The organism is Leucobacter chromiiresistens (assembly GCF_900102345.1).
In the GTDB taxonomy this organism is placed as follows: domain Bacteria; phylum Actinomycetota; class Actinomycetes; order Actinomycetales; family Microbacteriaceae; genus Leucobacter; species Leucobacter chromiiresistens.
The window spans coordinates 2,741,017-2,767,588 of the sequence record NZ_FNKB01000001.1 but is presented as its reverse complement, the minus strand read 5'-3'; the positions used below and the strand labels follow the sequence as shown (position 1 = coordinate 2,767,588).

Below are 26,572 nucleotides of genomic sequence, written 5' to 3'. Positions count from 1 at the left end.
CGATGTCCACCACTGAGAAGCCGCTCGACCACGAGCACGCGGCCGCGCGTGCCGAAGTGCTCATCGATTCGCTGCCCTGGCTGAAGAAGTTCCGCGGCGCGATCATGGTGATCAAGTTCGGAGGGAACGCCATGATCGACGATCAGCTGATGGAGGCGTTCGCCGAAGACATCGTCTATCTGCGCCACACCGGCATCCGCCCGGTCGTGGTGCACGGCGGCGGACCGCAGATCAACGCGATGCTCGCCCGTCTCGGCATCGAGAGCGAGTTCCGCGGCGGCTACCGCGTCACGACCCCCGAGACGATGGACGTCGTGCGCATGGTGCTCACCGGCAAGGTGAACCCCGAGCTCGTCGACCAGATCAATGCGCACGGACCGCTCGCCGCGGGAACGACGGGGGAGGACGCCGGGCTCTTCGTCGGCCGACGCCGCCCGCCGATCGAAGTCGACGGCGAACTGATCGACCTGGGGCTCGTGGGAGACGTGATCGACGTGCGCACCGAGCCCGTGCTCGCGCTGCTCGACGCCGGCCTCATCCCGGTGGTGTCGTCGATCGCGCCCGACGTCGACCGGCCCGGCGACTCGCTCAACGTGAACGCCGACGCTGCGGCGAGCGCGCTCGCCGGCGCCCTCGGGGCCGAGAAGCTCGTCATCCTCACCGATGTCGCGGGGCTCTACGCCGACTGGCCCGACCGGGACTCGCTGGTCTCGTCGATCACGGCGTCCGAGCTCGAAGAACTGCTGCCGAGCCTCGAATCGGGCATGATCCCCAAGATGCACGCCTGCCTCGACGCCGTGCGCGCGGGGGTCTCGAAAGCGGCGATCATCGACGGCCGCGAGCCCCATTCGGTGCTGCTGGAAATATTCACCGAGCGCGGCATCGGAACGGAAGTCACGCCCTAGGGCGCACCGGGCGGGCACCGCAAACCGGCAGCGGAAACCGGCAGCGGGAACGAGCAGCGGGAACAGGCGGTGAGACGATGCACGGGCCGCCGCTCGCCGCCGCCCTCGCGAGTGCCGCGTTCGCGCTGTTCGCGGTGTGGACCCCGGTGCTCTCCGCCGTCGACATCCGCGAGCGACGCCTTCCGAACCTCCTGCTGCTGCTCTCCACGAGCACGACCCTGCCGGTGCTGCTCGCCAGCGCGGCTGCGAGTGCGCTCGCCCCGGCCTCCGCGGGCGGAGCGGCGGCAGCGGCATCGACGGCGGGGGCGCCCGGCGAACGATCCGCGATCCGGCTGATCCTCGACACGCTGGGCCCCGGTGCCGCCGCCGGCGTGCTGCTGGCCGCTCTCTGGTGGTGGGCACCCGCCGGCATCGGCGGCGGCGACGTGAAGCTCGCGCCCCTCATCGGCGCGGTGACCGGGTTCGCGGCGGGGTGGGTTGGCGCGGCGCTCGCGCTGACCGCGGCGTTCGGGTTCGCAGCACTGTCGGGCGCCCTGCTGCGGCTCCGCCGATCGCGGGCGCGCAGAGCCGACGACCGTGGCGTGCCGTTCGCGCCGTGCCTCTTCGCGGGGGCCTGGGCGGTCGTGTGGCCCGCCGTCGCATGCGTCTAGTCCCTGCGACCGCGGCGGCGCAAGGCCTTTCGACCGGCGGGGCGAATCGATAGGTTCAGACTGGAGGCTCCGACGCGCCAGGCGCAGCGGCGCGCTCCTCGGAACGGGAGGTGCCCGCTCCGGCTTCGGATCGGTTGGATGGAGTATTCATGCACACCACACGATTCGCGCGGTCTCGGATCACCCGCGCGACGACCGGACTCGCCGCAGCAGCACTGCTGCTGACGGCGTGCGCAGGCGGCGGCTCAGGCGACGGCGGCGACGGAAGCAGCGAAGCTCCGGCCGGCGACGAGTTCGCCGGCGAATCGCTCACGGTGGCGGCCGCATGGTCGGGTGCCGAGCAGGAGAACTTCGAGGCCGTGCTCGACGAGTTCGAGCGGCGCACCGGCGCGTCGGTCTCGTACACGAGCTTCGGCGACAACGGGCCCACCTACATCAGCGGTCAGCTCGAGGGCGGTTCGCCGCCCAACGTCGCAGTGCTGGGCCAGCCCGCACTCATGGAGTCGCTCGCGACCAACGGCGATATCATGCCGGTCGCCGAAGACGTGCAGCAGACGGTGAGCGACAACTACTCCGAGGACTGGGTCGACCTCGGTACGGTCGACGGCGAGCTCTACGGCGTGTGGTTCAAGGCGGCGAATAAGTCGACCGTCTGGTACAACGCCGACATCTACGACGAGGCGGGAGCCGAGGCTCCGGAGGACTGGGACGGCTTCATGGAGCAGCTCGAGCTCGTCTCCGATTCGGGCTACGCCGGCATCTCGGTGGGCGCCGACGTGGGCTGGCCGCTGACGGACTGGTTCGAGAACGTCTACCTCCGCACCGCGGGAGCCGAGAAGTACGATCAGCTCACGAACCATGAGATCCCCTGGACCGATGACTCCGTGAAGGAGGCACTCACAGTGCTCGGCGAGCTCTGGGGCAGCGACCTCTTGCAGCCGGGCGGCGACCAGCGGGACTTCCCGACCAGCGTGACCGAGGTCTTCGGCGCCGACCCGCAGGCGGGCACCGTCTTCGAGGGCGACTTCGTGGCGGGCAACATCACCGCCGACGGCACCTCGACCGTCGGCGAGAACGCGCTGTTCTACGATTTCCCCGCCATCAACGATTCGGCTCCGGCGGTCGTCGGCGGCGGCGACGTCGCCGTGCAGTTCGACGACGACCCCGCGACCACCGCGCTGATGGCGTACCTCGCCTCCCCGGATGCGGCCGAGGTCTGGGTGCCGAACGGCGGCCTCACCTCGCCGAACACCGGTGTGGACACCTCGCTGTACCCCGACGACATCTCCCGTCAGATCGCCGAGGCGCTCACCGGGGCCGAGACGTTCCGCTTCGATCTCTCCGACCTGGCGCCGAGCGCATTCGGCGGAACCCCGGGGCAGGGCTTCTGGCAGGAGATGATCTCCTTCTACCAGAACCCCGATGACGTCGACGGGGCGGCGCAGCGACTCGAAGACGCGGCAGCCGCCGCCTACGACGGGTAGCGCGCGGTGACCCGCACGCAGACGGTCCCGATCGCGCTCCGCAGCGGCAGCGTGCGCCATCGGGGCCGTCTGCGCCAGTGGCTGCTCGTGGGGTCGTTCCTCGGCCCCGCGCTCCTGGCGCTCGGCGCTCTCGTGGTGTACCCCATCGTGTACACCGTGATCCGCTCGTTCTTCGACCGCTCCGGCTCCGACTTCGTGGGCTGGGAGAACTACGTGACGATGTTCACGAACGACACGACCTTCACAGCCATCCGCAACAATCTGGTGTGGGTCGTCGTGGCGCCGGTCACGGTGACCATCATCGGGCTGCTGCTCGCGGTGCTCGTCGACAAGATCGGCTGGAAGACCGCCTTCCGGCTCATCGTGTTCATGCCGATGGCGATCTCGATGCTCGCCGCCGGCGTGATCTTCCGCGGCATGTTCCAGGAGAGCCCGCAGCTCGGCGTCGTCAACGCGGCGATCACGAGCGTGCAGAGCATCTTCTCCGACCAGGCGAGCTATCCGGGCGCGAAACCGCGCGAGGGCGTGGGCATCGAGGCCGATCAGGGCATCATCGCGTCGACGGACGAGGTCGCGGCGGGTGGCACGCAGAACTTCCCGCTGATCGGCGTCAAGCGCAGCGCGCTGCCGGAGGGCGCGACCGAGGCGAAGCCGGCCGCCGCAGCGGGCGACACGGAGATCTCGGGCACCGTCTTCCTCGACGTCATCCGCGGCGGCGGAGGCACCGATGGCGAGCTCGAGGCGGGCAAGACGGGGCTCGAGGGGGTGCGCGTCGACGCGGTCGGCGTCGACGGCTCGATCCGCGGCTTCGCGACGACGGGCGCGGGCGGCACCTACACCATCGAGGGGCTCGAGGCGGGCGAGTCGTATCGCATCGCGCTGCCCGCCTCGAACTTCGGCGACGGTGCGGCAGGCGTCTCCTGGCTGAGCGCGTCGTGGATCAACGTCGTCGTCATCCTCGCCTACGTCTGGATATGGGCGGGCTTTGCGATGGTGATGATCGCCTCGGGACTCTCGGCGATGGACCGCTCCCTCCAGGAGGCGGCCCGAACCGACGGAGCGAACGAGTGGCAGATCTTCTCGAAGATCACCGCGCCGCTGCTCGCGCCCGTGCTGCTCGTGGTGTTCGTGACCCTGATCATCAACGTGCTGAAGATCTTCGACCTCGTGTACGTGATCCCGCCGGGCGCCTCGAAACCGGCGGCGAACGTGATCGCCGTGGAGATGTGGACGGTCTCGTTCGGCGGCGGCAACAACCAGGGGCTCGGATCCGCTCTCGCGATCCTGCTGCTGATTCTCGTGCTGCCCTCGATGATCGTGAATGTACGCCGATTCAGAGCGGAGCGCGGACGATGACCACGCAGGTGCAGACGAAGACCACCCCGACCGGGCCGGGAGCGACCGGGGGGACGAAGCCTCCCGGTCCGGTTCGGGGTCGCAAGCAGAGTGCGGGGGCGCGGATCGCGCGAGTGGCGAGCAGCGGCATCGTGCACGCGGTGCTGGTGATCGTCGCGATCTTCTGGCTCGTGCCCACCATCGGGCTGCTGCTCACGTCGTTCCGCACCGCGGGCGACAACGCGTCGAGCGGGTGGTGGACGGTGCTGACGAAGCCCGCCGAGCTCACCCTCGAGAACTATGCGAATCTGCTGACGAACCCGACGATCACGGGATCGTTCTGGAACACGATCATCATCACGGTGCCGACGACGCTGCTCGTCGTCATCATCGGCGCGCTCGCCGCGTACGCGTTCGCGTGGATGCGGTTCCCGGGCCGCGACTGGCTGTTCATCGCCGTGATCGTGCTGCTGGCGGTGCCCCTGCAGGTCGCGCTGATCCCGCTGGCGCGCCTGTTCGGCACGATGGGCATCTTCGGCAGCGTCGTGGGGGTGATCCTCTTCCACACGGCCTTCGGCCTTCCGTTCGCCATCTTCCTGCTGCGCAACTTCTTCTCGCAGGTGCCGGAGGAGCTGCTGGAGGCGGCGAGGATCGACGGCGCGCGCGACTGGCTGATCTTCTTCAAGATCATGCTGCCGCTCGGCCTGCCCGCGATCGCGTCGCTCGCGATCTTCCAGTTCCTGTGGACCTGGAACGACATGCTCGTGGCGCTGATCTTCACGAACACCGACTCGCAGCCGCTCACGGTGGCGATCCAGTCGCAGCTCAGGCAATTCGGAGCGAATATCGACGTGCTCTCGGCGGGAGCCTTCCTGTCGATGATCGTTCCGCTGATAGTGTTTTTCGCGTTCCAGAGGTATTTCGTGCAGGCGCTTCTGGCCGGTTCGCAAAAGTAGCAACGGGAAGGAACTACCGGGTGATCGATCGGTACGACGCGTATCTCTTCGACCTCGACGGGGTGATCACACCGACCGTCGAACTCCACAAACGGGCCTGGCAGGAGACGTTCGACGCCTTCTTCGCGTCGCGGGGGGAAGCGCCGTACGAGGGTCGCGAGTACTTCGCGTTCCTCGACGGCCGCCCCCGCTTCGCGGGCGTCGCGGCTCTGCTCACGGGTCGCGGCGTCGCCCTGCCCGAGGGGGAGGACCTCGATGAGGGCTTCACCTCGGTGCGCGGCGTCGGCAATCGCAAGAACGCCGCGTTCGTCGAGGTGCTCGACCGCGACGGGATCGCGGCGTACCCGGGTTCGGTGCGCCTGCTGGATCACCTGGCGGAGCGCGCCGCGCCGCTCGCGGTGGTGTCGAGCTCGCGCAACGCCGAGCCGGTGCTGCGGGCGGCCGGGCTGACCGACCGCTTCCGCGCTGTCGTGGACGGCGTCGTCGCGGCCCGCGAGGGGCTCCCGGGCAAACCCGCGCCCGACACCTTCCTGCGCGGAGCGGAACTGCTGGGCGCCGACCCGGCGCGCACCGTGGTCTTCGAGGATGCGGCGTCGGGAGTCGCCGCGGGCCGCGCGGGCGGCTTCGGCCTCGTCGTGGGCGTCGACCGCGGCGCCGGGCGCGAGGCGCTGCTCGCCGCTGGAGCGGATACCGTCGTCTCCGACCTCGAGGAGCTGCTGCCATGAGCCCTGAATCCTTCGACGGCCCCGTGAAGGAGCTGCGGCGCGACTTCGGCGACGACCCGTGGCGGATCGTGGTCGGCGGCATCGACGCGAAGCGCGCGGGCGAGGACGAGACCGTGTTCTCACTGGGCAACGGCTACCTCGGCATGCGTGGCAACCACGAGGAGGGGCTGCCCCTCGGCAGCCACGGCACCTTCCTGAACGGCCTGCACGAGACGTGGCGGATCAGGCACGCGGAGAACGCGTACGGGTTCGCGGAGCACGGGCAGACCATTGTCAACGTGCCCGATGCGAAGACGATCCGCATCTACGTCGACGACGAGCGCCTCAACCTCGAGTCCTCCGACATCCTCGACGTGCACCGGATCCTCGATCTGAAGGAGGGCACGCTGACGCGGTCGCTCCTGTGGCTGACGCCCACGGGCAAGCGGGTGCGCGTGGAGACCCGCCGCATGGTGTCGTTCGCGGCGCGCCACCTCGCCACGATCGAGATGCGGATCACCGTGCTCGACGCGGACGCCGACCTGACGGTCAGCAGCCTCATCGTGAACCGGCAGGATCTGGGCCGCGTGCACACTGAGACCCCCACGCGGGGCGCGGGCGACTCGGGCACGGTCGATCCGAGGCGCGCGGAGCAGTTCACCGAGCGCATCCTCGATCCCGGGCAGACGCTGCACGACGGCGGCCGCTCCGTGCTGACGTATCGGGTGCACGATTCGCAGATGACCCTCGGGGTCGGGGTCGACCACCACTTCGACGGCGGCGACGGCGAGGAGCGCGCGCGGAGCGAGTGGCGGCATCGCATCGACAAGTCCCAGGATCGGGTGCGACACGTCTACCAGGGCACCGCGCGCGAGGGCCGCACGGTGCATCTCGTGAAGACCGTCGCCTACCACTACTCGTCGACCGCGGTGCTCTCGGAGATGATCGACCGGTGCATCCACTCGCTGAACAGCGCGGACGCGGAGCCGCGCGAGGCGCGGTGGGAGAAGCAGCGCGAGTACCTCGAGGCCTTTTGGGAGCGGAGCGATGTGCGCGTCGACGCCGACCCGGGGGTGCAGCAGGCGATCCGCTGGAACCTGTTCCAGGTCGCGCAAGCGTCGGCGCGGGCCGACGGCCGCGGCATCGCGGCCAAGGGTCTCACGGGATCCGGCTACGGCGGCCACTACTTCTGGGACACGGAGATCTACGTGCTGCCCTTCCTGACGTACACGTCGCCGCTCTGGGCGCGCAACGCGCTGCGGGCGCGGGAGCGGATGCTGCCGCAGGCCCGCATGCGCGCGGCGATGCTGAACGAGGACGGCGCGCTGTTCCCCTGGCGCACGATCAACGGCGAGGAGGCGAGCGCCTACTACGCGGCCGGCACCGCGGGGTACCACATCAATGCCGACATCACGTACGCGATCGCCCGGTACGTGGCGGCGACGGGCGACCTGGAGTACGTGCTCTCCGGCGCGTCCGACGTCGTGGTCGAGACGGCCCGGCTCTGGGCGAGTCTCGGTTTCTGGCGGCGCGACGCCGAGGGCGTGGAGCGCTTCCACATCCACGGCGTGACCGGCCCCGACGAGTACACCACCGTGGTGAACGACAACCTCTTCACGAACGTGATGGCGCGGTTCAACCTGCGCTTCGCGGTCGAGGTGGCGCGGCGCATCCAGGCGGAGGCGCCGTCGCACTACAGCGTGCTGGTCGACCGTCTCGGCCTCACCGCCGATGAGATCGAGGCGTGGGAGCGCGCGGCCGAGGGCATGACCGTGCCGTACTCGCCGGAGCTCGGCATCCATCCGCAGGATGCGCACTTCCTCGACCGCGAGGTCTGGGATCTCGCGGCGACGCCCCCCGAGCAGAAGCCGCTGCTGCTCCACTTCCACCCGCTGGTGATCTACCGCTTCCAGGTGCTCAAGCAGGCGGACGTGGTGCTCGCACTGCTGCTCGCGAGCAACGAGTTCGCGCAGGATGAGAAGCGGCGCGACTTCGACTACTACGACGCCCTCACCACAGGCGATTCGACGCTCTCGGCCGTCGTGCAGTCGATCATCGCCGCCGAGGTGGGGTACCGCGACCTCGCGTACCAGTACTTCGATCACGCGCTGCGAGTCGACCTCGACGACCTGCACGGGAACGCGGCCGACGGCGTCCACATCGCCTCCACCGGCGGGGTGTGGATGATGCTGGTGCAGGGCTTCGCCGGGATGCGCGACGTCGGCCGCCAGCTCACCTTCGACCCGAGGCTGCCGGAGCACTGGGGATGCCTGGAGTTCCGACTCGAGTGGCGGGGCCGGCGGTTCGAGGTGCGGCTCGAGCGCGACCGGATGAGCTTCGAGCTCATCGAGGGGGAGGGGCCCGTGGTCGTGCGGGTCCGCGACCGGGATGTGCGGATCGTCGCGGGCGAGACCGCCGAGGTGCCCCTCGCGGATCAGGGGCCCGACCTCGGGTCGTTCACGGGGCTCTCCGCCGGCATGCTGCCCCGCGAGGGCGACACCGGCGTCGTGCCCGAGCTGGGCGTCGAGGTGCCCGTCGTCACCACGTCGATTCCGACGCGCCCGTTCGAGGGGTGACCCCGGTGACCCCGGCGGCCTGAGGGCCGCGCGCCGACCGGCTCCCCGGTGGGGCGCGAGTAGAATGGGGGGAGCCGGAGGCCTCCGGCCCCTCCCGAGCGAAAGGCGGTTCCCGTGACGTACGTGATCGCTCTTCCGTGCGTCGACGTGAAAGATCGCGCGTGCGTGGACGAGTGCCCTGTCGACTGCATCTACGAGGGGGAGCGCTCCCTCTACATCCACCCGGACGAGTGCGTCGACTGCGGAGCCTGCGAACCGGTCTGCCCGGTTGAGGCGATCTACTACGAGGACGATCTGCCGGAGGAGTGGGCCGACTACTACAAGGCGAACGTCGAGTTCTTCGACGAGATCGGTTCGCCGGGCGGTGCCGCGAAGACCGGCGAATACGCCTTCGACCACCCGATCATCGCCGCGCTGCCGCCGCAGGCCGGGTAGCGCGCGCATGCGCCAGGCACTTCCCGAGTACCCCTGGGACGCGATGGAGCCGTACGCGGCTCGGGCGTCGCGTCATCCCGAGGGGGTGCTGAACCTCTCGGTCGGGTCGCCGGTCGATCCCAGTCCGAGCGCGGTGCGCGAGGCGCTGGCCGCGGCGACCGACGCGCACGCGTACCCCGCGACCGCCGGTGCCCCGGCGCTGCGCGAGGCGATCGCGGAGTGGTACGGGCGCCGCCGCGGCGTGAGCGTCGCGGCCGATGCGGTGCTCCCCACCGTGGGCTCCAAGGAGCTCGTGGCGCTGCTGCCCTTCCTCCTCGGCATCGGGGCGGAGGAGGCCGTGGTGCATCCGACGATCGCGTATCCGAGCTACACGATGGGGGCGGCGCTCGTCGGCGCCGACGCGGTCGCGGCGGACGACCCGGCGACGTGGCCCGAGCACACGAGGCTCGTGTGGGTGAACTCGCCGTCGAACCCCGACGGCCGGGTGCTCGACGCGGAGGCGCTGCGCGCCGCGGTCGAACGCGCCCGGGAGCTGGGGGCCGTGATCGCGGGAGACGAGTGCTACGCAGAGTTCGGGTGGGAGGCGCCGTGGGACGAGCAGCGCATTCCGTCGATCCTCGACCCCCGGGTGGTGGGCGACGACCATCGGGGCGTGCTGAGCGTCTACTCCCTCAGCAAGCAGTCGAATCTGGCCGGCTACCGCGCGGCGTTCCTGGCGGGCGACCCCGCACTGGTCTCACGGCTCCTGACCGTGCGGAAGCACGCGGGGCTGATGCTGCCCGCGCCGGTGCAGGCGGCGATGCAGGTCGCCCTCGCCGATGAGCAGCACGTCGACGAGCAGCGGGCCCGGTACCGCGCGCGGCGCGATGTGCTGCGGCCCGCCCTCGAAGGGGCCGGCTTCACGATCGAGGGCAGCGAGGCCGGGCTCTACCTCTGGGCGACCCGCGACGCGGACGCGTGGGAGTCCGTGGCGCAGTTCGCGGATCTCGGCATCATCGTCGGTCCCGGCCACTTCTACGGGGATCGATCCCCGCGCCACGTGCGCCTCGCGCTCACCGCGCCCGATGCGGATATCGCGGCGGCGGCGGCGCGCATCGCCGCTGCGGCGGGCGCTCCCGACTGACGGTTCTCGAATCGACATTTCGCTTCACATCGAGATATTCTGAGCCGAGCGCGGCATGCTCGTGCCGCGGACCCCGGTTCCCTTCCGAGCCGATAGGGTGTTAGGAATGGCCGTGTCATATCCGACGCAGCGCCAGCATTGAGACCTCACGAGGAGACGACGTGACCGAATCGACGCAGGGCCCGGCCACCGCCAAGTTGACCTTCCCCGGTGGATCAGCCGAATTCCCGATCGTCGATGCGGTCGACGGGCACCCCGCCATCGACGTCAGCACCTTCACGAAGCAGAGCGGCCACACCGCGCTCGACTACGGATTCGTGAACACCGCTTCGACGAAGTCGAAGATCACCTACATCGACGGCGACGAGGGCATCCTCAGGTACCGCGGGTACCCGATCGAGGAGCTCGCCCGGCACTCCACCTTCCTCGAGGTCGCCTACCTGCTCATCTACGGCGAGCTGCCTACCGCCGATCAGCTGGGCGCGTTCGATGAGGAGATCCGCCGCCACACGCTGCTGCACGAGGACATGCGGTACTACTTCGAGGGAGTGCCGCACACGGCGCACCCCATGGCGGTGCTCTCGGGCGGCCTGCAGACGATGTCGACCTATTACGAGTCGTCGCTCGACACCGCGGTGCCCGAGTTCGTCGAGGTGAACACGATCCGGCTGCTCGCGAAGCTGCCCGTGCTCGCCGCGTACGCGCACAAGAAGAGCATCGGCCAGGCCTTCCTCTACCCCGACAACAACCTCAACTTCGTCGAGAACTTCCTGCGTCTCAACTTCGGCAACAAGGCCGAGAAGTACGAGATGAACCCCGTGCTGGTCGACGCGCTCGACAAGCTCCTCATTCTGCACGCCGACCACGAGCAGAACGCGTCGACCTCGACGGTGCGCCTCGTGGGCTCGACCGGCGCCAATATGTTCTCCTCGGTCTCCGCGGGCATCAACGCCCTCTCGGGGCCGCTCCACGGCGGGGCGAACGAGGCGGTGCTCGACATGCTCGCCCGCATCCGCGACTCGGGGCAGAGCGTCGAGACCTTCGTGGAGAAGGTCAAGAACAAGGAGGACGGGGTGAAGCTCATGGGCTTCGGCCACCGCGTCTACAAGAACTACGACCCGCGTGCGCGCATCGTGAAGGAGAGCGCCGCCCGCGTGCTCGAGGAGCTCGGCGTGAACGACCCCTTGCTCGGTCTCGCACAGGAGCTCGAGCAGATCGCGCTCGAGGACGACTACTTCAAGGAGCGCAAGCTCTACCCGAACGTCGACTTCTACACGGGCGTGATCTACAAGGCGATGGGGTTCCCGACCCGCATGTTCACGGTGCTGTTCGCCATCGGGCGCCTGCCCGGCTGGATCGCCCAGTGGCGCGAGGCCCGCGAGGACGCGCAGACGAAGATCGGGCGCCCGCAGCAGCTCTACGTCGGGTCGGGGGAGCGCCACCTGGAGCGGTGAGCCGACCGCCGGCGCGCTGGCCCCGTTCGATAGGCTTGCGGCATGGACTCGACTACGCCTGTGCCCGCCCTCGAGATCCGCGGCCTCGCCAAGCGCTTCGGTGAGAAGATCGCCGTGAACGGGATCTCGCTCGACATTCCCACCGGCTCCTGCTTCGGACTCGTCGGTCCGAACGGAGCCGGGAAGACGACGACGCTGTCGATGGCGACCGGGCTGCTGCGGCCCGACGCGGGGCACGTGCGCATCGCCGGGGTCGATGTGTGGGAGCACCCCGCCGAGGCGAAGCAGCTGGTGGGCGTGCTCGCCGACGGCGTGAAGCTGTTCGACCGTCTCACCGGCGAGCAGCTCATCACCTACACCGGCCTGCTGGGCGGGCTGGATCGCGAGACGGTCGCGCAGCGCGCCGCCGATCTCCTGTCGATGCTCGACCTGAACTCCGCGGCGCAGACCCTGGTCGTCGACTACTCGGCCGGCATGACGAAGAAGATCGCGCTCGCGTGCGCGCTGGTGCACGCCCCTCGGCTGCTGGTGCTCGACGAGCCCTTCGAGTCGGTCGACCCCGTCTCCGCCGCCAACATCCGCGACATCCTGCAGAGCTTCGTGCGCGGCGGGGGCACGGTGATCGTGTCGAGCCATTCCATGGATCTGGTCGAGCGGATGTGCGACCACGTCGCCGTCATCGCGGGCGGTCGCGTGCTGGCCGCCGGCAGCGTCGCCGAGGTGCGCGGCACCTCCACCCTGGAGGAGCGCTTCGTGGAACTCGTGGGCGGGCGCGCGCATGTGGAGGGGCCGTCATGGCTGAGCCGCTCCTGACGCCGGGCGCACTCGCGGCTCCGTCGCCGCGCGCGGGTGCGCTCCCGCGCATCCGCGCGCTCGTGCAGCTGCGGTTCGTCGTGATGTGGAACACGCTGCGGCGGCACCCCTGGCAGCTGGTCGGCGCCATCATCGGCGCCCTGTACGGGCTCGGCGTGCTCGGGCTCGTCTCGGCAGGGCTCGTGGCGCTCGCGCTCGGGAGCGCCGAGCTCGCGAGAACCGTGCTGATCCTCGCCGGGTCCGCCCTGATCGTCGGTTGGGCGATCGCCCCGATCCTCTCGACGGGAATGGATCGCACGCTCGATCCCGCACGACTCGCGATGATGCCGATGCGAGAATCCGTGCAGCTCGCCGGCATCTCGATCGCGAGCCTCCTCGGCATTCCGGGCATTGTGACGCTCCTCCTCTCGGCGGGCACCGCGATCGCCTGGTTCCGCTCGCCGGGGGCGATGATCGCCGCCATCGTGCTCGCACCCGTCGCCGCGGCGACCTGCGTGCTGGCGTGCCAGCTCACCGTGACGGCGCTGTCGCGCGCCGCCGGCCACCGGCGGTTCCGCGAGATCATCGGGGGCCTGGTACTGCTCGTGCTCGTGCTCGTCGGCCCGCTCGTCTCCGTCGCGGGCGCGGGCGTCGCATCGATCGCCGATCGCCTGCCCGCCCTCGCGAACGGGCTGTCGTGGTCGCCGCTCGGCGCCGTGTGGGCGGTGCCCGCGGAGATCGCCGCGGGATCCGGACTCAGCGCCGCGGCGAAGCTGCTCGTCGCGCTGGCGACCCCCGTCGTGCTGCTCCTCGCCTGGGCGGCCCTGTACCGGGCGAACCAGGGCGCCGTGGCCGCCGGATCGCGCACCAGCGCGCGGGCGGGGCTCGGCTGGCTCGGCCGCTTCCCGGCGTCGCCGCGCGGGGCGGTCGCCGCGCGCGCCCTGATCTACTGGCTGCGCGACCCCCGGTACCTGCAGAGCCTCATCGTGGTGCTCGTCATGCCCGTCGTCTTCGGGTTCGTCTCCGCCTCGACGAGCGCGCCCATCATGCTTCCCGGCTCCACGGTGATCGTGGCCGCGCTGCTCGCGCTCAGCACGTTCACCGATATCTCCTACGACGGCACCGCCTTCAGCGTGCACGTGCTGCGCGGCGTCCGGGGCATCGACGATCGTCTCGGTCGCATCTGGGCGAACGCGATCATCGCCGTGCCGCTGATCGCGATCGTCGCGGTCGTGACGACGGCGCTGGTCGGCCGCTTCGATCAGCTGCCCACGCTCGCCGGCCTCACCGCCGTGATCACCCTCGCGGGGTTCGGCGTGGCGAGCGTCTGCTCCGCGATCTTCGTGATGCCCGTTCCCCAGGCGGGGGAGAACCCCTTCGCGTCGAAGCCCGGTGCGGGCATGCTCAGCCTCATCGGCATGGCCGGATCGTACGGCGCGCTGACCGTGATCGCACTCCCCACGATCGCCTGCACCATCGCGGCCGGAGTGACCGGTCGGCCGTTCTGGGCCTGGTTGACCCTGGCGGTCGGCGTGGTGACCGGCCTCGTCGCGTGCTGGGGCGGTGTGCGCTGGGGGGCGGCGATCTTCGACCGCAAGGCTCCCGACCTGTTCGCCCGGGTGAGCGCGCAGGGGTAGCGGGCGCCTCCGCACGCACGGCGCCCGCTCCCGGCGCGGCTCAGCCGCCGACCTCGACCGGGCGGGGCTCGCTCGTCTCGGCGATGGGCCGCGGCTTGGGAATCATCGCGGCCGCCAGGAGGCCGACGACGGCGACGCCCGCGAACAGGTAGAAGCCTCCCGGGTACGCGAGGCCCGCGGTGACGAGCGCACCGGTGATCCACGGCCCCGCGATCGCGCCCAACCGCCCGACGCCCGCGGTGAAGCCCATGCCGGTGGCGACGAGCGAACGGGGGTAGGTGTACCCGACGAAGGCGTAGACGAGCACCTGGGCGCAGAACACGAAGACCCCGGTGACCAGGATGACGAGGTTGAGGGCGAGCACGCTGGACATCGGCACGCTGAGCAGCCCGAGCAGCACCGCCGAGGCGCCGAACCAGACGAGCGTCGTGCCCTTGACTCCGCGCGCGTCGCCGATCCGTCCGCCGACGAGCAGACCGAGCACCGCGCCCGCGTTGAGCACGAAGAGCATGATGAGCGAGCTGGAGACCGGGTATCCGGCGAGCTCCATGATCTTGGGCATCCAGGTGTTCAGGCCGTAGACGAGCAGCAGCCCCATGAACGCCGCGATCCAGAGCCCGATGGTGGCGCGGCTGCGGCCCTCGGTGAAGAGGTCGCGCACGCCGGAGCGGTGCTCCGCCACCGTCGATGGCCGGTCGACCGCGGTCGGGCGCGTCTCGGGCAGGCGGAACCACATGATCGGCAGTGTGGCGAGCCCGAGCACGCCGCCCAGGTAGAAGAGCCACGCCCAGTGCTCGTGCGCCCAGTACGCGGCCAGCGAGGCGATCACCGCGCCGACGTGGTACCCGGTCATGGTGAAGGTCGACGCGCCGGCTTTGCGGCCGGCCGGGGCCGACTCCTGCATCATCGTGAGCGCGATGGGCATGCAGCCTCCGAGCCCGATGCCCGCGATGAGCCGCACGACGCCCATGAGTGCGACGCTCGGCATGAGGGGGAACAGCAGCGTGAAGGCCGAGAAGACCAGCAGGCAGAGCATGAGGGCCATGCGCCGTCCGATGCGTTCGGAGATCGGCCCGATGAGCACGGCGCCGAGCCCGACGCCCACGAGAGAGATCGTCGAGACGAACGTCATGTCGGCGACCGTGGCGCCGAGGTGACCGTGCGCCGCACCGGTGATGATGGGGATCGTCGCGCCGAGGGCGACGATGTCGAAGCCGTCGAACATGACGGTGAGCCAGCAGAGACCGATGATCCATCGGCGTGAAGAGGTTCTCAAGGGTGCACTCCGTTGTGAGGTGGGGGAACGAGCGCCGCCCGCGGCCCCGGAGGGTGCGCGACGACACCGGAACAGTGTGCGGGTGCTGACGCGCCCTCGGAGTGCATTTCGCCCGAATTAGGTGTCTCGGGAGCGGAAAATCGGTAGTGGCCGGGTGGAAATGAAGTAGCCGCGCCCCTCCATTGCTGAAGGAGCGCGGCCGGAAGTGCGCAGGATCAGGCGTGCAGCGCCGCGTTGAGCTCGATGCCCGCGCCCTCGCGCGGGAGCACCTCGACCGCGCCCGTGCGCGAATTGCGGCGGAACAGCAGCTTCGCGATCCCCGAGAGCTCGACGGCCTTCACCTCGACCTCCGCATCGGGCGACTCCGCGGTGCCGTGCGGCAGCACCACCTTCGTGCCGGCGGTGACGTAGAGCCCGGCCTCGACCACGCAGTCGTCGCCGATCGAGATGCCGATGCCCGAGTTCGCGCCCAGCAGGGCGCGCTCGCCGACCGAGATGCGCTCGGTGCCGCCGCCGGAGAGCGTCCCCATGATCGACGCGCCGCCGCCGATGTCGGAGCCGTCGCCGATCACGACGCCCTGCGAGATGCGGCCCTCGACCATGGAGGCGCCCAGGGTGCCGGCGTTGAAGTTGACGAATCCCTCGTGCATCACGGTCGTGCCGGGAGCGAGGTGCGCCCCGAGGCGCACGCGCGAGGCGTCGGCGATGCGCACCCCCTGCGGCACGACGTAGTCGGTGAGGCGCGGGAACTTGTCGACGCCGACTGCGGTGATGCCCGCGCGCTTGAGCTGCGGCAGGCGGGCGGCGTACGCCTCGGGCAGCATGGGGCCCGCCGTCGTCCACGCGATGTTGGGGAGCCGGCCGAAGATGCCGTCGAGGTTGATCGTGTTGGGCCGCACGAGGCAGTGGGAGAGCAGGTGGAGCCTGAGGTACGCGTCCTCCGTCGACGCGGGCGCGGCGTCGAGGTCGATCTCGACGTCGACGAAGCGCAGTTCGACCCCGCGCAGGTCGTCGGAGCCCGTGAGCCCGGCGAGCTCGGCGGGCGCGATCCAGGGCTCGCGGTCATCTGGTCGGGCGCCGAGCGCGGGTGAGGGGTACCAGGCGTCGAGGACGGTGCCGTCGGTCGCGATCGTGGCGATGCCGGCGGCCCATGCGGAGCGAGAAGCAGTCATGGGCATCATCGTATCGCCGACGGGGCCGCGCACGCCGCCCGTGTCGGCGAGGCAATAGGCTGGATCGGGTGAGCAGTGATTCGAACCCGACGCCCCCGCCAGCCTCCCGCCCCGCGCGCGCAGCCGTGCTCGACCCGTCGCGCGGCCCGGTGGAGCTGACGCGGCAGCTCTGCGACATCCCGTCGGTCTCGGGCGACGAGCGCGCGATCGCCGACGCCGTCGAGGCGGCGCTCATCGTGCACGCTCCCCACCTGAGCGTGGTGCGCGACGGCGACACGCTGGTCGCCCGCACCGACCTGGGGCGGGCGCGCCGGGTTGCGATCGCCGGGCATCTCGACACGGTGCCGATCAACGACAACCTGCCGGTGCGCGACCTGCGCGACGAGACGACGGGGGAGCCCGTGATCTGGGGCCGCGGCACCGTCGACATGAAGGCGGGAGTGGCGGTGCAGCTCGCGCTCGCGATCGAGCTCGCCGAACCGTCGGTCGACCTGACGTGGATCTGGTACGACCACGAGGAGGTGTCGTCGGAGCTGAGCGGACTCGGGCGGGCGATGCGGCACCACCCGCACCTGTTCGCGGCCGACTTCGCGATCCTCGGCGAGCCGTCGAACGGCACCATCGAGGGAGGGTGCAACGGCACCCTGCGGGCGCGGGTGAGCGTGAGCGGCAAGCGGGCGCACTCGGCGCGCAGCTGGATGGGCGTGAACGCGATCCACCGCGCGGGTGCGCTGCTCGAGCGCCTCTCCGCCTACGAGCCCGAGCGCATCACGGTCGACGGGCTCGAGTACCGCGAGGGGCTGAACGCGGTGCGCATCGAGGGCGGGGTCGCCGGCAACGTGATCCCGGATCGCTGCTCGTTCGAGGTCAACTACCGCTTCGCGCCGAGCCGCAGCGGCGAGGAGGCCGCCGCCTTCGTGCGCGGGTTCTTCGACGACGCCGACGAGGTCGAGATCGTCGACCTCGCCCCCGGTGCGCGCCCCGGACTCGACGCCCCGCTGGCGAAGCGCTTCATCGACGCCGTCGGAGAGGAGCCGCGGGCCAAATTCGGCTGGACGGACGTCTCGCGGTTCTCCGCGCTCGGCATCCCCGCCGTGAACTTCGGGCCGGGGGATCCGCTGCTCGCCCACGCAGATGACGAGCGGGTGCCCGTCGCGCAGATCGAATCGTGCGCCGCCGCCCTGCGCGACTGGCTCACCCACGAGCTCTGATCGTCGCCCGCGGGAGCCGGCGCTCGTGATCGAGGGGCGAGAAATTAGCCCAGCCTGGGTGGAACCCGATAAAATGGAATCCGTGCATCAAACCTGCAAGGAGGCGTCATGGCTGCAATGAAACCGAGGACCGGAGACGGACCCATGGAAGCGGTGCGCGAGAGCCGCTTGATCGTGGTTCGTGTGCCGCTCGAGGGCGGCGGGCGTCTGGTCGTTTCGGTGAACGATCACGAAGCGGCCGAGCTCCGCGACGTGCTCGCCGGAGTGCTCGACGGCTGAACCCGGCACGGCCCGCCTCGACGGCGGGCGCCGGGAACGACCCCCTGCGGCTAGCGCCGCGGGGGGTTCTCTGCGTCGGGCGTCTGGCCGTCGAGACGCACCAGGGTGAGCAGCCCGTCGCCCGCGGGGGAGAGGATCGGTGCGATCGCGGGCGACTCGGCGACGAGCGCCAGGAGATCGCGCATCGCCTGCACGTCCTCGCCGCGAGAGGCGGGGTCGGGAACCCGCCCGTGCGCGAACGCGCCGGGCACCACGACGCACCCGCCCGGGCGCACGATGCCGAGCGCGTTCTCGAAGTGCTCGAGCAGCTGGGCCGGCTCGGCGTCGAGCAGCACGAGATCGTACGCGCCGAGGTTCATGCGCGGCATGACATGACGGGCGTCGCCCTCGATGAGGCGGAGGCGGGCTGCGGCGACGCCGGCGTCCGCGAAGACGGCGCGGGCCTCCCGCAGGTGCTCCGGCTCGATCTCGATCGACGTGAGCGTGGCCGCCGGAGCGTGGCGCAGCAGCGAGAGGCCGCTCACGCCGACGCCGGTGCCGACCTCGCAGATGGCCTGAGCGCGCGCGAGCACCGTCAGGCCCGAGAGCTGCGCCCCGACCGATCGACTCACCGGCTCGATGCCGAGCTCGAGCGACAGACGGCGGGCGCGCACGAGTGCCTCCGTCTCGCCGGGGTACTGCTCGGCGTACTGCCAATTGCGTTCGAGCTTGCTCACGTTCTCCTCCGGGGGTGTTCCGCTCAGCGGCGCCGGGGAAGCCGGGCGCCGGGGCGATCCTCGAAGACCAGCGTAGAGCCGACGGCCCCGAGCCCTCTCCGCACACGCGGACATGCTGCGAAAGCGGTACCGCGCATCCGCCCGTTTCGCCTCGCGGGCAGCGGTCGGGCGGTACGATAGCGGTCATGGGCCTGACGATCGACAAGATCCTGGTGATCCTCGTGATCGCCATGTTCGTGCTGGGTCCGCAGCGCCTGCCGATCTACGCCCAGAAGCTCGGCGAGCTCGTGCGCAACGTCAAGCGCATGGCCGACGGAGCGAAGACCCGGCTGCGCGACGAGATGGGCCCCGAGTTCGACGACGTCGACTGGCGTCAGCTCGACCCCCGCCAGTACGACCCGCGGCGCATCATCCGCGACGCGCTGCTGGAGGACGAGCGGGAGGCCCGCGCCGCCACCCGGCGCGCCAGCATGGCGGAGGCCGAGGCGCGCCGCGGGATCAGCCCGGATTCCGAGGGCGGCGCGGACCGCACGCTGCACTACGACGAGGAAGCGACGTGATGGACGGGATCATCGGGTGACCGCCGACGGGATCGGCCGCAAGGGGGCGGCCTCGGAGATCTCGCACGCACAGCGCATGATGCACGAGCGGCTCTCGCGGCCGGGCCACGCCTACGACACGATCCTGCTCGCCCTCAACGAGCACTCGATCGTCGCGGTGACCGACGCCGGTGGGCGCATCACCTACGTCAACGACCGATTCTGCGACGTGTCGCAGTTTCCGCGCGAGGAGCTGATCGGCCGCACCCACCGGGTCGTGAACTCCGGCCACCACCCGCCCGCCTTCTTCGACGATCTCTGGGGCACGATCACCACGGGCCGCGTGTGGCAGAGCGAGATCTGCAACCGGGCTCGCGACGGCTCGGAGTACTGGCTCGACACCACCATCATCCCCCTGATCGGGCCCGACGGCGCCCCGACGAACTACGTCGCCCTGCGCACGGAGGAGACGCAGCGGCACGCGGCGGAGGCCGCGGTGCGCCGCCTCGCCTACATCGACCCGGTCACGGGGCTCGACAACCGCGGCGCACTGCTGCGGTCGATCGAGGAGATCACCGCGGACGTCGATGCGCCGCCCGGCTTCTCGGTGTTCTGCACGCTGAGCGTCGACCAGCTCTCCATCGTGAACGACGCCTTCGGATTCGACGCGGGGGATCGCCTGCTGCTCGACGCGGGGCGGCGCCTGCGGATCCTGCTCGACGAGAGCGTGCGCGTGGGGCGGATCGGCTCGAACACCTTCGGAGTGCTGGCGACGGGCCTCGGAGCCGATCTCGATGCGGCCGAGCGGTTGGTCGAGCGCACCGTGGACGAGGTGCTCGAGGCGCTCATCGAAGCGCAGGAGCTCGAATCGGGGGTCGCCGTCGGAGCGGGGGTGAGCCTGGGCCACGTGCTCTGGGTACCGCGACAGCCCGCCGAGCCCGCGGCCGACCTCTCGCGCGCGGAGGAGGAGTCGAGCCGCTTCATCGTGTCGAGCGACGCGAACGACATCGTGAAGTGCGCCGAAATCGCGCGCAAGCGCGCCAAGCAGTCGCGCGGGCAGCGGCGTGCGCAGCGCTTCGAGCAGCGCATGCTCGACGAGGTGCACGATCGCATGCTGCTCGTCTCGGAGCTGCGCGGGGGCATCGCGCGAGGCGAGCTCCGGCTCTACGCGCAGCCCATCGTCGACGCCGAGCGGCGCGTGATCGGCAAGGAGGCGCTGCTGCGCTGGCACCACGGCTCGCGCGGGGTCGTCGGGCCCGACGAGTTCATCCCGGTCGCCGAGCAGACCGGCCTGATCGTGCAGATCGGCGACTGGGTGCTCGACGAGGCCTGCCGAGTGCTCGCGGACTGGGCGCACGACGAGGCGGCCCGCGAGCTGACGCTCTCGGTGAACCTTAGCGAGCGCCAGCTGCAGGTCAGCGACTTCGCGGAGCGCGTGCACGAGACGATCTCCCGCCACGGCGTCGCCCCGGGGCGGCTGCACCTCGAACTCACCGAGAGCGTGCTCCACAGCGATCTCACGCGCACGGTCGAACTGCTCGAGCGGCTCCGCGACGACGGCGTGCACGCCTCGCTCGACGACTTCGGCACCGGCTACTCCTCGCTCAGCTACCTGCGCCGGCTCCCGGTGCAGCAGCTCAAGATCGATCGCTCCTTCGTGTCGTCCATCGTGGGCGAACCGCAGGGGGCCGCAGTGGCCGAGACCATCGTGCGGCTCGCCCGCATCTTCGGCCTGCAGGTGGTCGGCGAGGGAGTCGAGACGGAGGAGCAGTTCGCGCACCTGCGCGCGCTCGGCGTCGACGCCTTCCAGGGATACCTCTTCGGTCGGCCCGAGCCGATCGAGCGGCGGGCGATCAGCCCTCTCGCACCCTGATGCCGAGCGGTCGGCCGGCGAGCCCGCGGCCGCCGCGCGTCAGCGCCGCGGCGATGCGGATCACCTCGGCCGCGGAGGGGTCGGCGGGATCGGCGAGCACGGTCGGCACCCCGGCGTCTCCGCCTGCGCGGAAGGCCGGGCTCAGCGGCACACTCCCCAGCAGCGGCACCGCTCCGTGCTCGGCGTCGCTCAACCGCTCCGCGACGAGCTCCCCGCCGCCCGAGCCGAACAGGTCGAGCACGCTCCCGTCGGGCTGCGTCAGGCCCGCCATGTTCTCCACGACCCCGATGACGCGCTGGCCGGTCTGACGCGCCACGAGGGCGCTCCGCACGGCGACGTCTGCGGCGGCCTCCTGCGGAGTCGTGACGACGAGCACCTCGGCCTGCGGCAGGAGCTGTCCGATGCTGATGGCGATGTCGCCGGTGCCCGGCGGCAGATCGAGCAGCAGCACATCGAGGTCGCCGAACCACACGTCGCGCAGGAACTGCTCGATCGTGCGGTGCAGCATCGGCCCCCGCCACGACACGGCGGTGCTCCTCGGGTCGGCGTCGCCGAGGAACATGCCGATCGAGACGACCTTCACGCCGTGCGCCACGGGCGGCAGGATCATGTCGTCGACGCGCGTGGGCTGCACCGTTCGCCCGTCGCGGCTCAGCCCGAGCAGCCCCGGGATGGAGAACCCGAAGACGTCGGCGTCGATCAGGCCGACGGAGAGCCCCTGCTCGGCGAGGGCGACGGCGAGCCCCGTCGTCAGCGACGACTTGCCCACGCCGCCCTTGCCGCTCGTCACGGCGATGACGCGGGTCAGGGAATCGGGGCCGAACTGCTGGGGGCGGGCACCGCGGTCGCCGCGCACCCGTTCGATGAAGCTCTGCCGTTCCGCGGGGGTCATCACTCCGACGTCGACGGCCACCCCGGTAACGCCGGGAGCCGAAGCCGCTGCGGCGCGCACATCGGCCTCGATGCGCCGCGCCGCGGGGCACCCCGCGATGGTGAGGAGGATCGAGACCTCGGCCCGCCCCGCCGCATCGACGGCGACGCCCCGCACCATGCCGAGCTCGGTGATCGGGCGCAGGATCTCGGGGTCGGAGACGCCGTCGAGGGCGCGCCACACGGCGCCCTCCGCGCCGGAGTCGGAACGTTCAGTCATGCCGCCGGCCCGGCGCGCCGTCTCGGGCGGAGGAATCGCGCGGCGTCTGCGCCCGCGCGGACGGCTCGTGGCCCCCGTCGCCCGCCGCCTCGTCGTCGGCGAGCTCCGCGAGCAGAGCGCGGAGCTCGGCGCGCACGAAGTCGCGGTCGGGGAGCTCCTTCATCGCGAGGCGCAGCGCCACGACCTCGCGGGCGAGGAACTCCGTGTCCGCGAGATTGCGCTCGGCGCGCTGGCGATCCTGCTCGATCTGCACCCGGTCGCGGTCGTCCTGCCGGTTCTGGGCGAGCAGCAGCAGGGGAGCGGCGTAGGAGGCCTGCAGCGAGAGGATCAGCGTGAGCGCCGTGAAGCCGAGCGCCGCCGAATCGAACCGGAACGGCTCGGGGCCGTAGGTGTTCCAGATCAGCCACGCGACGCAGACGATCGTGAGGGCGAAGAGGAACCACGGCGTTCCCATGCCGCGCGCGATGCTCTCCGTCCACCGGCCGAAGCGCTCGCTCTTGCCCGCGCCATCGCCGCGCGCCGAGCCGCGACCGGTCGCCGCGCGCGGGGCGTCGAGGCCGTTGCCCCGCCTGAACGGGCTCATCCGGCGGCCCCCGCACCGGCGCGGCCCTCGGCCGACGGAGCGTCGTCGTCAGCGTGACGCCAATCATCGGGGAGCAGGTGATCGAGCACGTCGTCGACGGTCACCACCCCGACCAGGCGCTGCTGGTCGTCGACCACGGGGAGAGCCACGAGATTGTAGCTCGCCAGGCGGCGCGACACCTCGGCGGCGCTCGCGTGCACGGTGACCGGTTCGATCTCGGCGTCGAGCAGCGATGCCATGCGCTCGTGCGGGGGGAACCGCAGCATGCGCTGGAAGTGCGCGAGGCCGATGTACTCGCCCGTGGGCGTCTCGTACGGCGGGTGGGTCACGTACACGGCCGACGCCATCGCCGGCGAGATCTCGGCGCGGCGGATCATCGCCAGCCCCTCGGCGACGCTCGACTCGGCCGCGAGCACGATCGGTGCGGGGCTCATCAGCCCGCCCGCGGTGTCGGCGTCGTACTCGAGGAGGCGGCGCACGTCCTCCGCCTCCTCCGGCTCCATCAGATCGAGCAGCTCGGCGCCCTGGGCCGCGGGCAGCGCCGAGATGAGGTCGGCAGCGTCGTCGGCCTCCATGCGGTCGAGCACATCGGCAGTGCGGCCGGAGGGCAGCAGCGCGAGCAGGGCGAGCTGATCCTGCTCGCTCATCTCCTCGAGCGCGTCGGCGACCCGCTCGTCGGGCAGCTCCTCGACGACCTCGATCATGCGCGGCTGCGGAAGCTCGAGCAGGGCCTCGGCCAGGTCGGTCGGCTTCAGATCGACGAGGGTCTGGATCAGCAGCTCCGCGCTGCGGGTGCCCTCCGATGCACTCGGCAGCCGCAGATCGCCCCAGCTCACGATGCGCGCGTCGCCGCGGCTGAACGGCGCCGCCGGCTTCGGCATCCGCACGAAGACCTCGGTCACGAGCCATTCGCCTGTGCGGCTGCGCTCGATCGCCGCGTCCTCGATCCGCGCGCTCGTCGAGGGCCCCGCGGCCGACTGCGCCAACTGCACGTCGCGCCCGATCAGCTCCGCGATCATGCGCGTCTCGCCGCCGCGCTGCTCGAAGCGGCGCACGTTGATGAGCCCCGTCGTGATCACCTGGCCGGAGCCGATCGATGTGACCCGCCCGATGGGCACGAAGACCCGGCGCTTACCGGGGATCTCCACGATGAGCCCGACCACGCGCGGCGCGCTCGCCGCACGGAACACGACCAGCACATCGCGCACCTTGCCGATGCGGTCGCCGGCCGGATCGAACACGCCGCGCCCGGCGAGCCGACCGACGAAGACCCTCGAAGTACTCACCCCACTACGGTACCGCTCAGCGACCGGCCGCGATACTTGAGGCATGCACCCCGAGCGTCGCACCCCGGTCTCGCGCAGAGCCGTCGTCGGGCTCGCCGCGTGGAGCGGGCTCGCCGCCGCCGGAGCACTGCTCTCCGGCTGCGCGCCGGAGCCGGGGTCGAACGCCGGCCGGGGCTCGACCGCGCCGAAATCGGCGCCAAAGCCCGACACCGAGCCGTCGCCGTCCGCCGAGCCGCCCGAGGCGCCCGAGCCCGCCATGCTGCTGCTCGCATCGCTCGCGCAGTCCGACGCCGTCGCGATCATCGACCCTGCCGCACCCGATGCGGAGGCCGTGCGGCGCGTGACGGTCGGCGCCGCCCCGTGGGGCGTCGGCGTCGGAGCCGGCATCGGAGCCGGAGCCGGAGCAGGAGTCGACGCGGGGGGCCGCATCGGCTACGCGGCCACCGCCGAGGGGCTCGCCGTGATCGACCTCGCCGAGGCGACCAGGCGGGCGCTCGTGCCCTATCAGCACCCCGCGAACCGGTTCGAGTGGGGCGAGTACCGGCCCGGCGGTCTGGGACTCGCCGTGGCGCCCGACGGAAGCCGGGTCTACGTGGCCACGACGTCGGGCGACGGGGCGTACGCGCTCGAAGTGTACGACACCGCCGCGGGGCGGTTCGTCGGCTCGGCCCCCGTCGGCGCGCGACCCTTCGACGTCGTCGTCGCACCGGACGGCTCGTGGGCGGCGACCATCGACCACGACTCCTTCACGGTGACCGTCGTCGACGCGGCCACGCTCGCGCCGACGACCCGCACGGTCGCCCCGTTCGGCACCGAGGGCGGGCTCGCATCGTGGGAGAAGCCGCACTACGCCGCGGTCGACGCCGACGGCCGCATCCTGCTCCCGTACCAGGGCCGCGTTGTCGTCGCCCTCGACGCGCGCACCGGCGCCACGTCGACCATCGCCAGCACGGCGAACTCGCACGCGCACGGCACCGCGCTCGCCGGCGACCTCCTGCTGACGGTCGGCACCGGCGCCTTCGGCAACGCCGACGGGGCGCCGAACCTCTCGCTGCTCGACGTCTCCGGTGCTCCGAGCGCGGCGGCGGAGCGCGTCGTGCCGATGGATGCGCCGCACGAGACCGTCGCGGTGTGGCGGGACGCCGAGGGAGCGGACTTCGCCGCCCTCGCGGGCGGCAACACCCGGGGCGAGGGGTGGGAGGGCATCACCCTCGTCGCGCTCGACTCGCTCGAGACGCGCAGGCTGGCCGTAGCAGGCTACCCGCAGGCGATCGTCGCGTACGCTCGGAGCTGAATCGCGGCCGGTTCGCCGGCCCGATCCAGCGCCTTCCGCGCCGGAGGTGGGAGAATCGAACCATGAGCACTCCTGGTGGACCCATGCGGTCATCGCGCCTCCCGCTGGTTCCCGAGCTTCCGAAGGGCGACATCGTCTCGACCTACGATCGGTACGAGGATGCGAAGCACGCGGTCGACGTGCTCGCGCGCGCCAGCTTCCCGGTGCGGCAGATCAGCATCGTCGGCAACGACGTGCGCAGCGTCGAACGCGTCACGGGACGCCTCACCTACGGCCGCGTGGCGCTCATGGGCGCCCTCTCGGGCGCGTACCTCGGCCTCTTCCTCGGCCTGCTGCTCTTCATCTTCCAGCCCGACAACCGCGCCATCCTCGGCGTGTTCGCGGCGGCCATCGCCATCGGTGCCGGCTTCGGCATGCTCTTCGGCGTGCTGTCGTACGCGATGAACCGCAACCGGCGTGACTTCTCGTCGGTCATGCAGATGATCGCGACCCGGTACGACCTGATCACCGAGCCCGAGCTCGTGCACGAGGCGCGTCGGGTGCTCACGGAGTCGGTGCAGCAGGAGCCGCGGGGGCAGTAGCCGCGGGCGAGGATCGCGCACCCGCGCGCGCTCCCCGCCTCCCGCGCGCGCACTCCGTCTCCCGCGCGCGCTCCGTCTCCTGCGTGCCCCCCGTCTCTCGCGCCCTGACGCGCTACCGCTCGAGCGAGTTCAGCGCGCGGATCCCCGCGTTCTCGAGTGCTCCGAGGGGCGTGCCGTCGGCGAGCTCCGTCTCCACGCGCACCGTCGACATGCGCATGCGGGTCGACTCGGGGGTGCTCTGAGCGAGCGGCGCGCTCGCGAACTCCGCGAGGTTGTCGATGGAGTGCTCGGAGAGCCAGTCGCGCGTCTCCGTCTCCGACAGCGAGGCGTCGTACACGACCTTCGCGATGCCCTCCTCCACCGTCACCGACGAGAAGGCCCGCGCCGCGAGCGCGCCCTCCTCGGCACGGGTCGCGTGGTACTCGCGGATCGCGTCCTCGATCTCCTGATCCGATGCGGGCGTCTCGTTCACGGGGCACTCTCCAATGCTCGATCGGTTCGCGGCGGCGGGCGCCGCCCGGCCCGGGCCGTCGCCGACCCGTCGTCGTCAGTCTACGAGCG

Annotated in this window: 25 protein-coding genes; 18 read left to right on the top strand and 7 right to left on the bottom strand. The window is 71.1% G+C overall.

Features of this window, described 5'->3' with window-relative positions:
- Positions 1-2 precede the first annotated feature (2 nt).
- From argB to BLT44_RS12565, 12 genes are all read left to right on the top strand, one after another.
- Positions 3-905, top strand: a complete 903-nt coding sequence (gene argB, locus BLT44_RS12620; RefSeq protein ID WP_010156688.1) for an acetylglutamate kinase — start codon at positions 3-5, stop codon at positions 903-905.
- A 77-nt stretch (positions 906-982) separates the two neighbouring features.
- Positions 983-1,555, top strand: coding sequence for an A24 family peptidase (locus BLT44_RS12615; RefSeq protein ID WP_010156689.1), 573 nt, complete (start codon positions 983-985; stop codon positions 1,553-1,555).
- 149 nt (positions 1,556-1,704) lie between these two features.
- A complete protein-coding gene (locus BLT44_RS12610) occupies positions 1,705-3,039 on the top strand; it encodes an ABC transporter substrate-binding protein (protein ID WP_010156690.1) in 1,335 nt (444 codons plus the stop codon).
- A 6-nt stretch (positions 3,040-3,045) separates the two neighbouring features.
- Positions 3,046-4,395, top strand: a complete 1,350-nt coding sequence (locus tag BLT44_RS12605; protein ID WP_010156691.1) for a carbohydrate ABC transporter permease — start codon at positions 3,046-3,048, stop codon at positions 4,393-4,395.
- On the top strand, positions 4,392-5,330 hold the full coding sequence (locus tag BLT44_RS12600) for a carbohydrate ABC transporter permease (RefSeq protein ID WP_010156692.1): 939 nt from the start codon (positions 4,392-4,394) through the stop codon (positions 5,328-5,330). Before BLT44_RS12605 ends, BLT44_RS12600 begins: the two co-directional genes overlap by 4 nt.
- A 20-nt stretch (positions 5,331-5,350) precedes the next feature.
- Positions 5,351-6,055 carry an HAD family hydrolase gene (locus tag BLT44_RS12595; protein ID WP_074690254.1) on the top strand — a complete coding sequence of 235 codons (705 nt, stop codon included), beginning with the start codon at positions 5,351-5,353 and terminating at the stop codon, positions 6,053-6,055.
- Positions 6,052-8,610: a glycoside hydrolase family 65 protein gene (locus tag BLT44_RS12590; protein WP_010156696.1), complete on the top strand. Its 2,559-nt coding sequence runs from the start codon at positions 6,052-6,054 to the stop codon at positions 8,608-8,610. Before BLT44_RS12595 ends, BLT44_RS12590 begins: the two co-directional genes overlap by 4 nt.
- 114 nt (positions 8,611-8,724) lie before the next feature.
- Positions 8,725-9,045, top strand: a complete 321-nt coding sequence (fdxA, locus tag BLT44_RS12585) for a ferredoxin (RefSeq protein ID WP_010156697.1) — start codon at positions 8,725-8,727, stop codon at positions 9,043-9,045.
- Positions 9,046-9,052: 7 nt separating this feature from the next.
- Complete coding sequence (dapC, locus tag BLT44_RS12580) at positions 9,053-10,168, top strand: succinyldiaminopimelate transaminase (protein ID WP_010156698.1); 1,116 nt, start codon at positions 9,053-9,055, stop codon at positions 10,166-10,168.
- A 161-nt stretch (positions 10,169-10,329) separates the two neighbouring features.
- On the top strand, positions 10,330-11,622 hold the full coding sequence (locus BLT44_RS12575) for a citrate synthase (RefSeq protein WP_010156699.1): 1,293 nt from the start codon (positions 10,330-10,332) through the stop codon (positions 11,620-11,622).
- 42 nt (positions 11,623-11,664) lie between these two features.
- Complete coding sequence (locus BLT44_RS12570) at positions 11,665-12,435, top strand: ABC transporter ATP-binding protein (RefSeq protein WP_029608267.1); 771 nt, start codon at positions 11,665-11,667, stop codon at positions 12,433-12,435.
- Positions 12,417-14,051: a hypothetical protein gene (locus tag BLT44_RS12565; RefSeq protein WP_083351994.1), complete on the top strand. Its 1,635-nt coding sequence runs from the start codon at positions 12,417-12,419 to the stop codon at positions 14,049-14,051. Before BLT44_RS12570 ends, BLT44_RS12565 begins: the two co-directional genes overlap by 19 nt.
- Before the next feature lie 40 nt (positions 14,052-14,091).
- Here BLT44_RS12565 and BLT44_RS12560 read toward each other — a convergent pair whose 3' ends face one another.
- A complete protein-coding gene (locus BLT44_RS12560) occupies positions 14,092-15,327 on the bottom strand; it encodes an MFS transporter (protein WP_050803116.1) in 1,236 nt (411 codons plus the stop codon).
- Between the two features lie 215 nt (positions 15,328-15,542).
- Entirely contained in the window at positions 15,543-16,499 is a 957-nt protein-coding gene (gene dapD, locus BLT44_RS12555) for a 2,3,4,5-tetrahydropyridine-2,6-dicarboxylate N-succinyltransferase (RefSeq protein WP_010156704.1), read from the bottom strand.
- Positions 16,500-16,567: 68 nt separating this feature from the next.
- Here dapD and dapE point away from each other — a divergent pair, with 68 nt between their 5' ends.
- The gene (dapE, locus tag BLT44_RS12550; protein WP_414531133.1) at positions 16,568-17,710 is read left to right on the top strand and encodes a succinyl-diaminopimelate desuccinylase; all 1,143 of its coding nucleotides are present in this window, start codon (positions 16,568-16,570) and stop codon (positions 17,708-17,710) included.
- Between the two features lie 108 nt (positions 17,711-17,818).
- Positions 17,819-17,989 carry a DUF3117 domain-containing protein gene (locus BLT44_RS12545; RefSeq protein WP_010156706.1) on the top strand — a complete coding sequence of 57 codons (171 nt, stop codon included), beginning with the start codon at positions 17,819-17,821 and terminating at the stop codon, positions 17,987-17,989.
- A 50-nt stretch (positions 17,990-18,039) separates the two neighbouring features.
- On the opposite strand, the gene BLT44_RS12540 is transcribed toward BLT44_RS12545, so the two are convergent.
- The gene (locus tag BLT44_RS12540) at positions 18,040-18,705 is read right to left on the bottom strand and encodes an O-methyltransferase (protein WP_010156707.1); all 666 of its coding nucleotides are present in this window, start codon (positions 18,703-18,705) and stop codon (positions 18,040-18,042) included.
- A gap of 185 nt (positions 18,706-18,890) precedes the next feature.
- Here BLT44_RS12540 and BLT44_RS12535 point away from each other — a divergent pair, with 185 nt between their 5' ends.
- Together BLT44_RS12535 and BLT44_RS12530 are read left to right on the top strand one after the other, a co-directional pair.
- Positions 18,891-19,265, top strand: coding sequence for a twin-arginine translocase TatA/TatE family subunit (locus BLT44_RS12535; protein ID WP_010156708.1), 375 nt, complete (start codon positions 18,891-18,893; stop codon positions 19,263-19,265).
- Between the two features lie 16 nt (positions 19,266-19,281).
- Complete coding sequence (locus BLT44_RS12530; RefSeq protein ID WP_010156709.1) at positions 19,282-21,117, top strand: putative bifunctional diguanylate cyclase/phosphodiesterase; 1,836 nt, start codon at positions 19,282-19,284, stop codon at positions 21,115-21,117.
- Here BLT44_RS12530 and BLT44_RS12525 read toward each other — a convergent pair.
- From BLT44_RS12525 to BLT44_RS12515, 3 genes are read right to left on the bottom strand one after another with little or no spacing between them, the layout of a single operon-like run.
- On the bottom strand, positions 21,098-22,267 hold the full coding sequence (locus BLT44_RS12525; RefSeq protein WP_029608269.1) for an Mrp/NBP35 family ATP-binding protein: 1,170 nt from the start codon (positions 22,265-22,267) through the stop codon (positions 21,098-21,100). The two genes, BLT44_RS12530 and BLT44_RS12525, sit on opposite strands and share 20 nt — an antisense overlap.
- Positions 22,260-22,850 (bottom strand): DUF1003 domain-containing protein, encoded by a 591-nt coding sequence (locus BLT44_RS12520; RefSeq protein ID WP_010156711.1) that lies wholly within the window; start codon positions 22,848-22,850, stop codon positions 22,260-22,262. Before BLT44_RS12520 ends, BLT44_RS12525 begins: the two co-directional genes overlap by 8 nt.
- Positions 22,847-24,136 carry a magnesium transporter MgtE N-terminal domain-containing protein gene (locus BLT44_RS12515; protein ID WP_010156712.1) on the bottom strand — a complete coding sequence of 430 codons (1,290 nt, stop codon included), beginning with the start codon at positions 24,134-24,136 and terminating at the stop codon, positions 22,847-22,849. The genes BLT44_RS12520 and BLT44_RS12515 overlap by 4 nt, the downstream gene beginning before the upstream one ends.
- A gap of 43 nt (positions 24,137-24,179) precedes the next feature.
- Between BLT44_RS12515 and BLT44_RS12510 the strand changes: the two genes are divergently transcribed.
- Complete coding sequence (locus BLT44_RS12510; RefSeq protein WP_010156714.1) at positions 24,180-25,430, top strand: YncE family protein; 1,251 nt, start codon at positions 24,180-24,182, stop codon at positions 25,428-25,430.
- Positions 25,431-25,492: 62 nt separating this feature from the next.
- Complete coding sequence (locus BLT44_RS12505) at positions 25,493-26,011, top strand: YflT domain-containing protein (protein ID WP_231291540.1); 519 nt, start codon at positions 25,493-25,495, stop codon at positions 26,009-26,011.
- Positions 26,012-26,123: 112 nt separating this feature from the next.
- Here BLT44_RS12505 and BLT44_RS12500 read toward each other — a convergent pair whose 3' ends face one another.
- Positions 26,124-26,483 carry a hypothetical protein gene (locus tag BLT44_RS12500; RefSeq protein ID WP_010156716.1) on the bottom strand — a complete coding sequence of 120 codons (360 nt, stop codon included), beginning with the start codon at positions 26,481-26,483 and terminating at the stop codon, positions 26,124-26,126.
- Between the last annotated feature and the right edge of the window lie 89 nt (positions 26,484-26,572).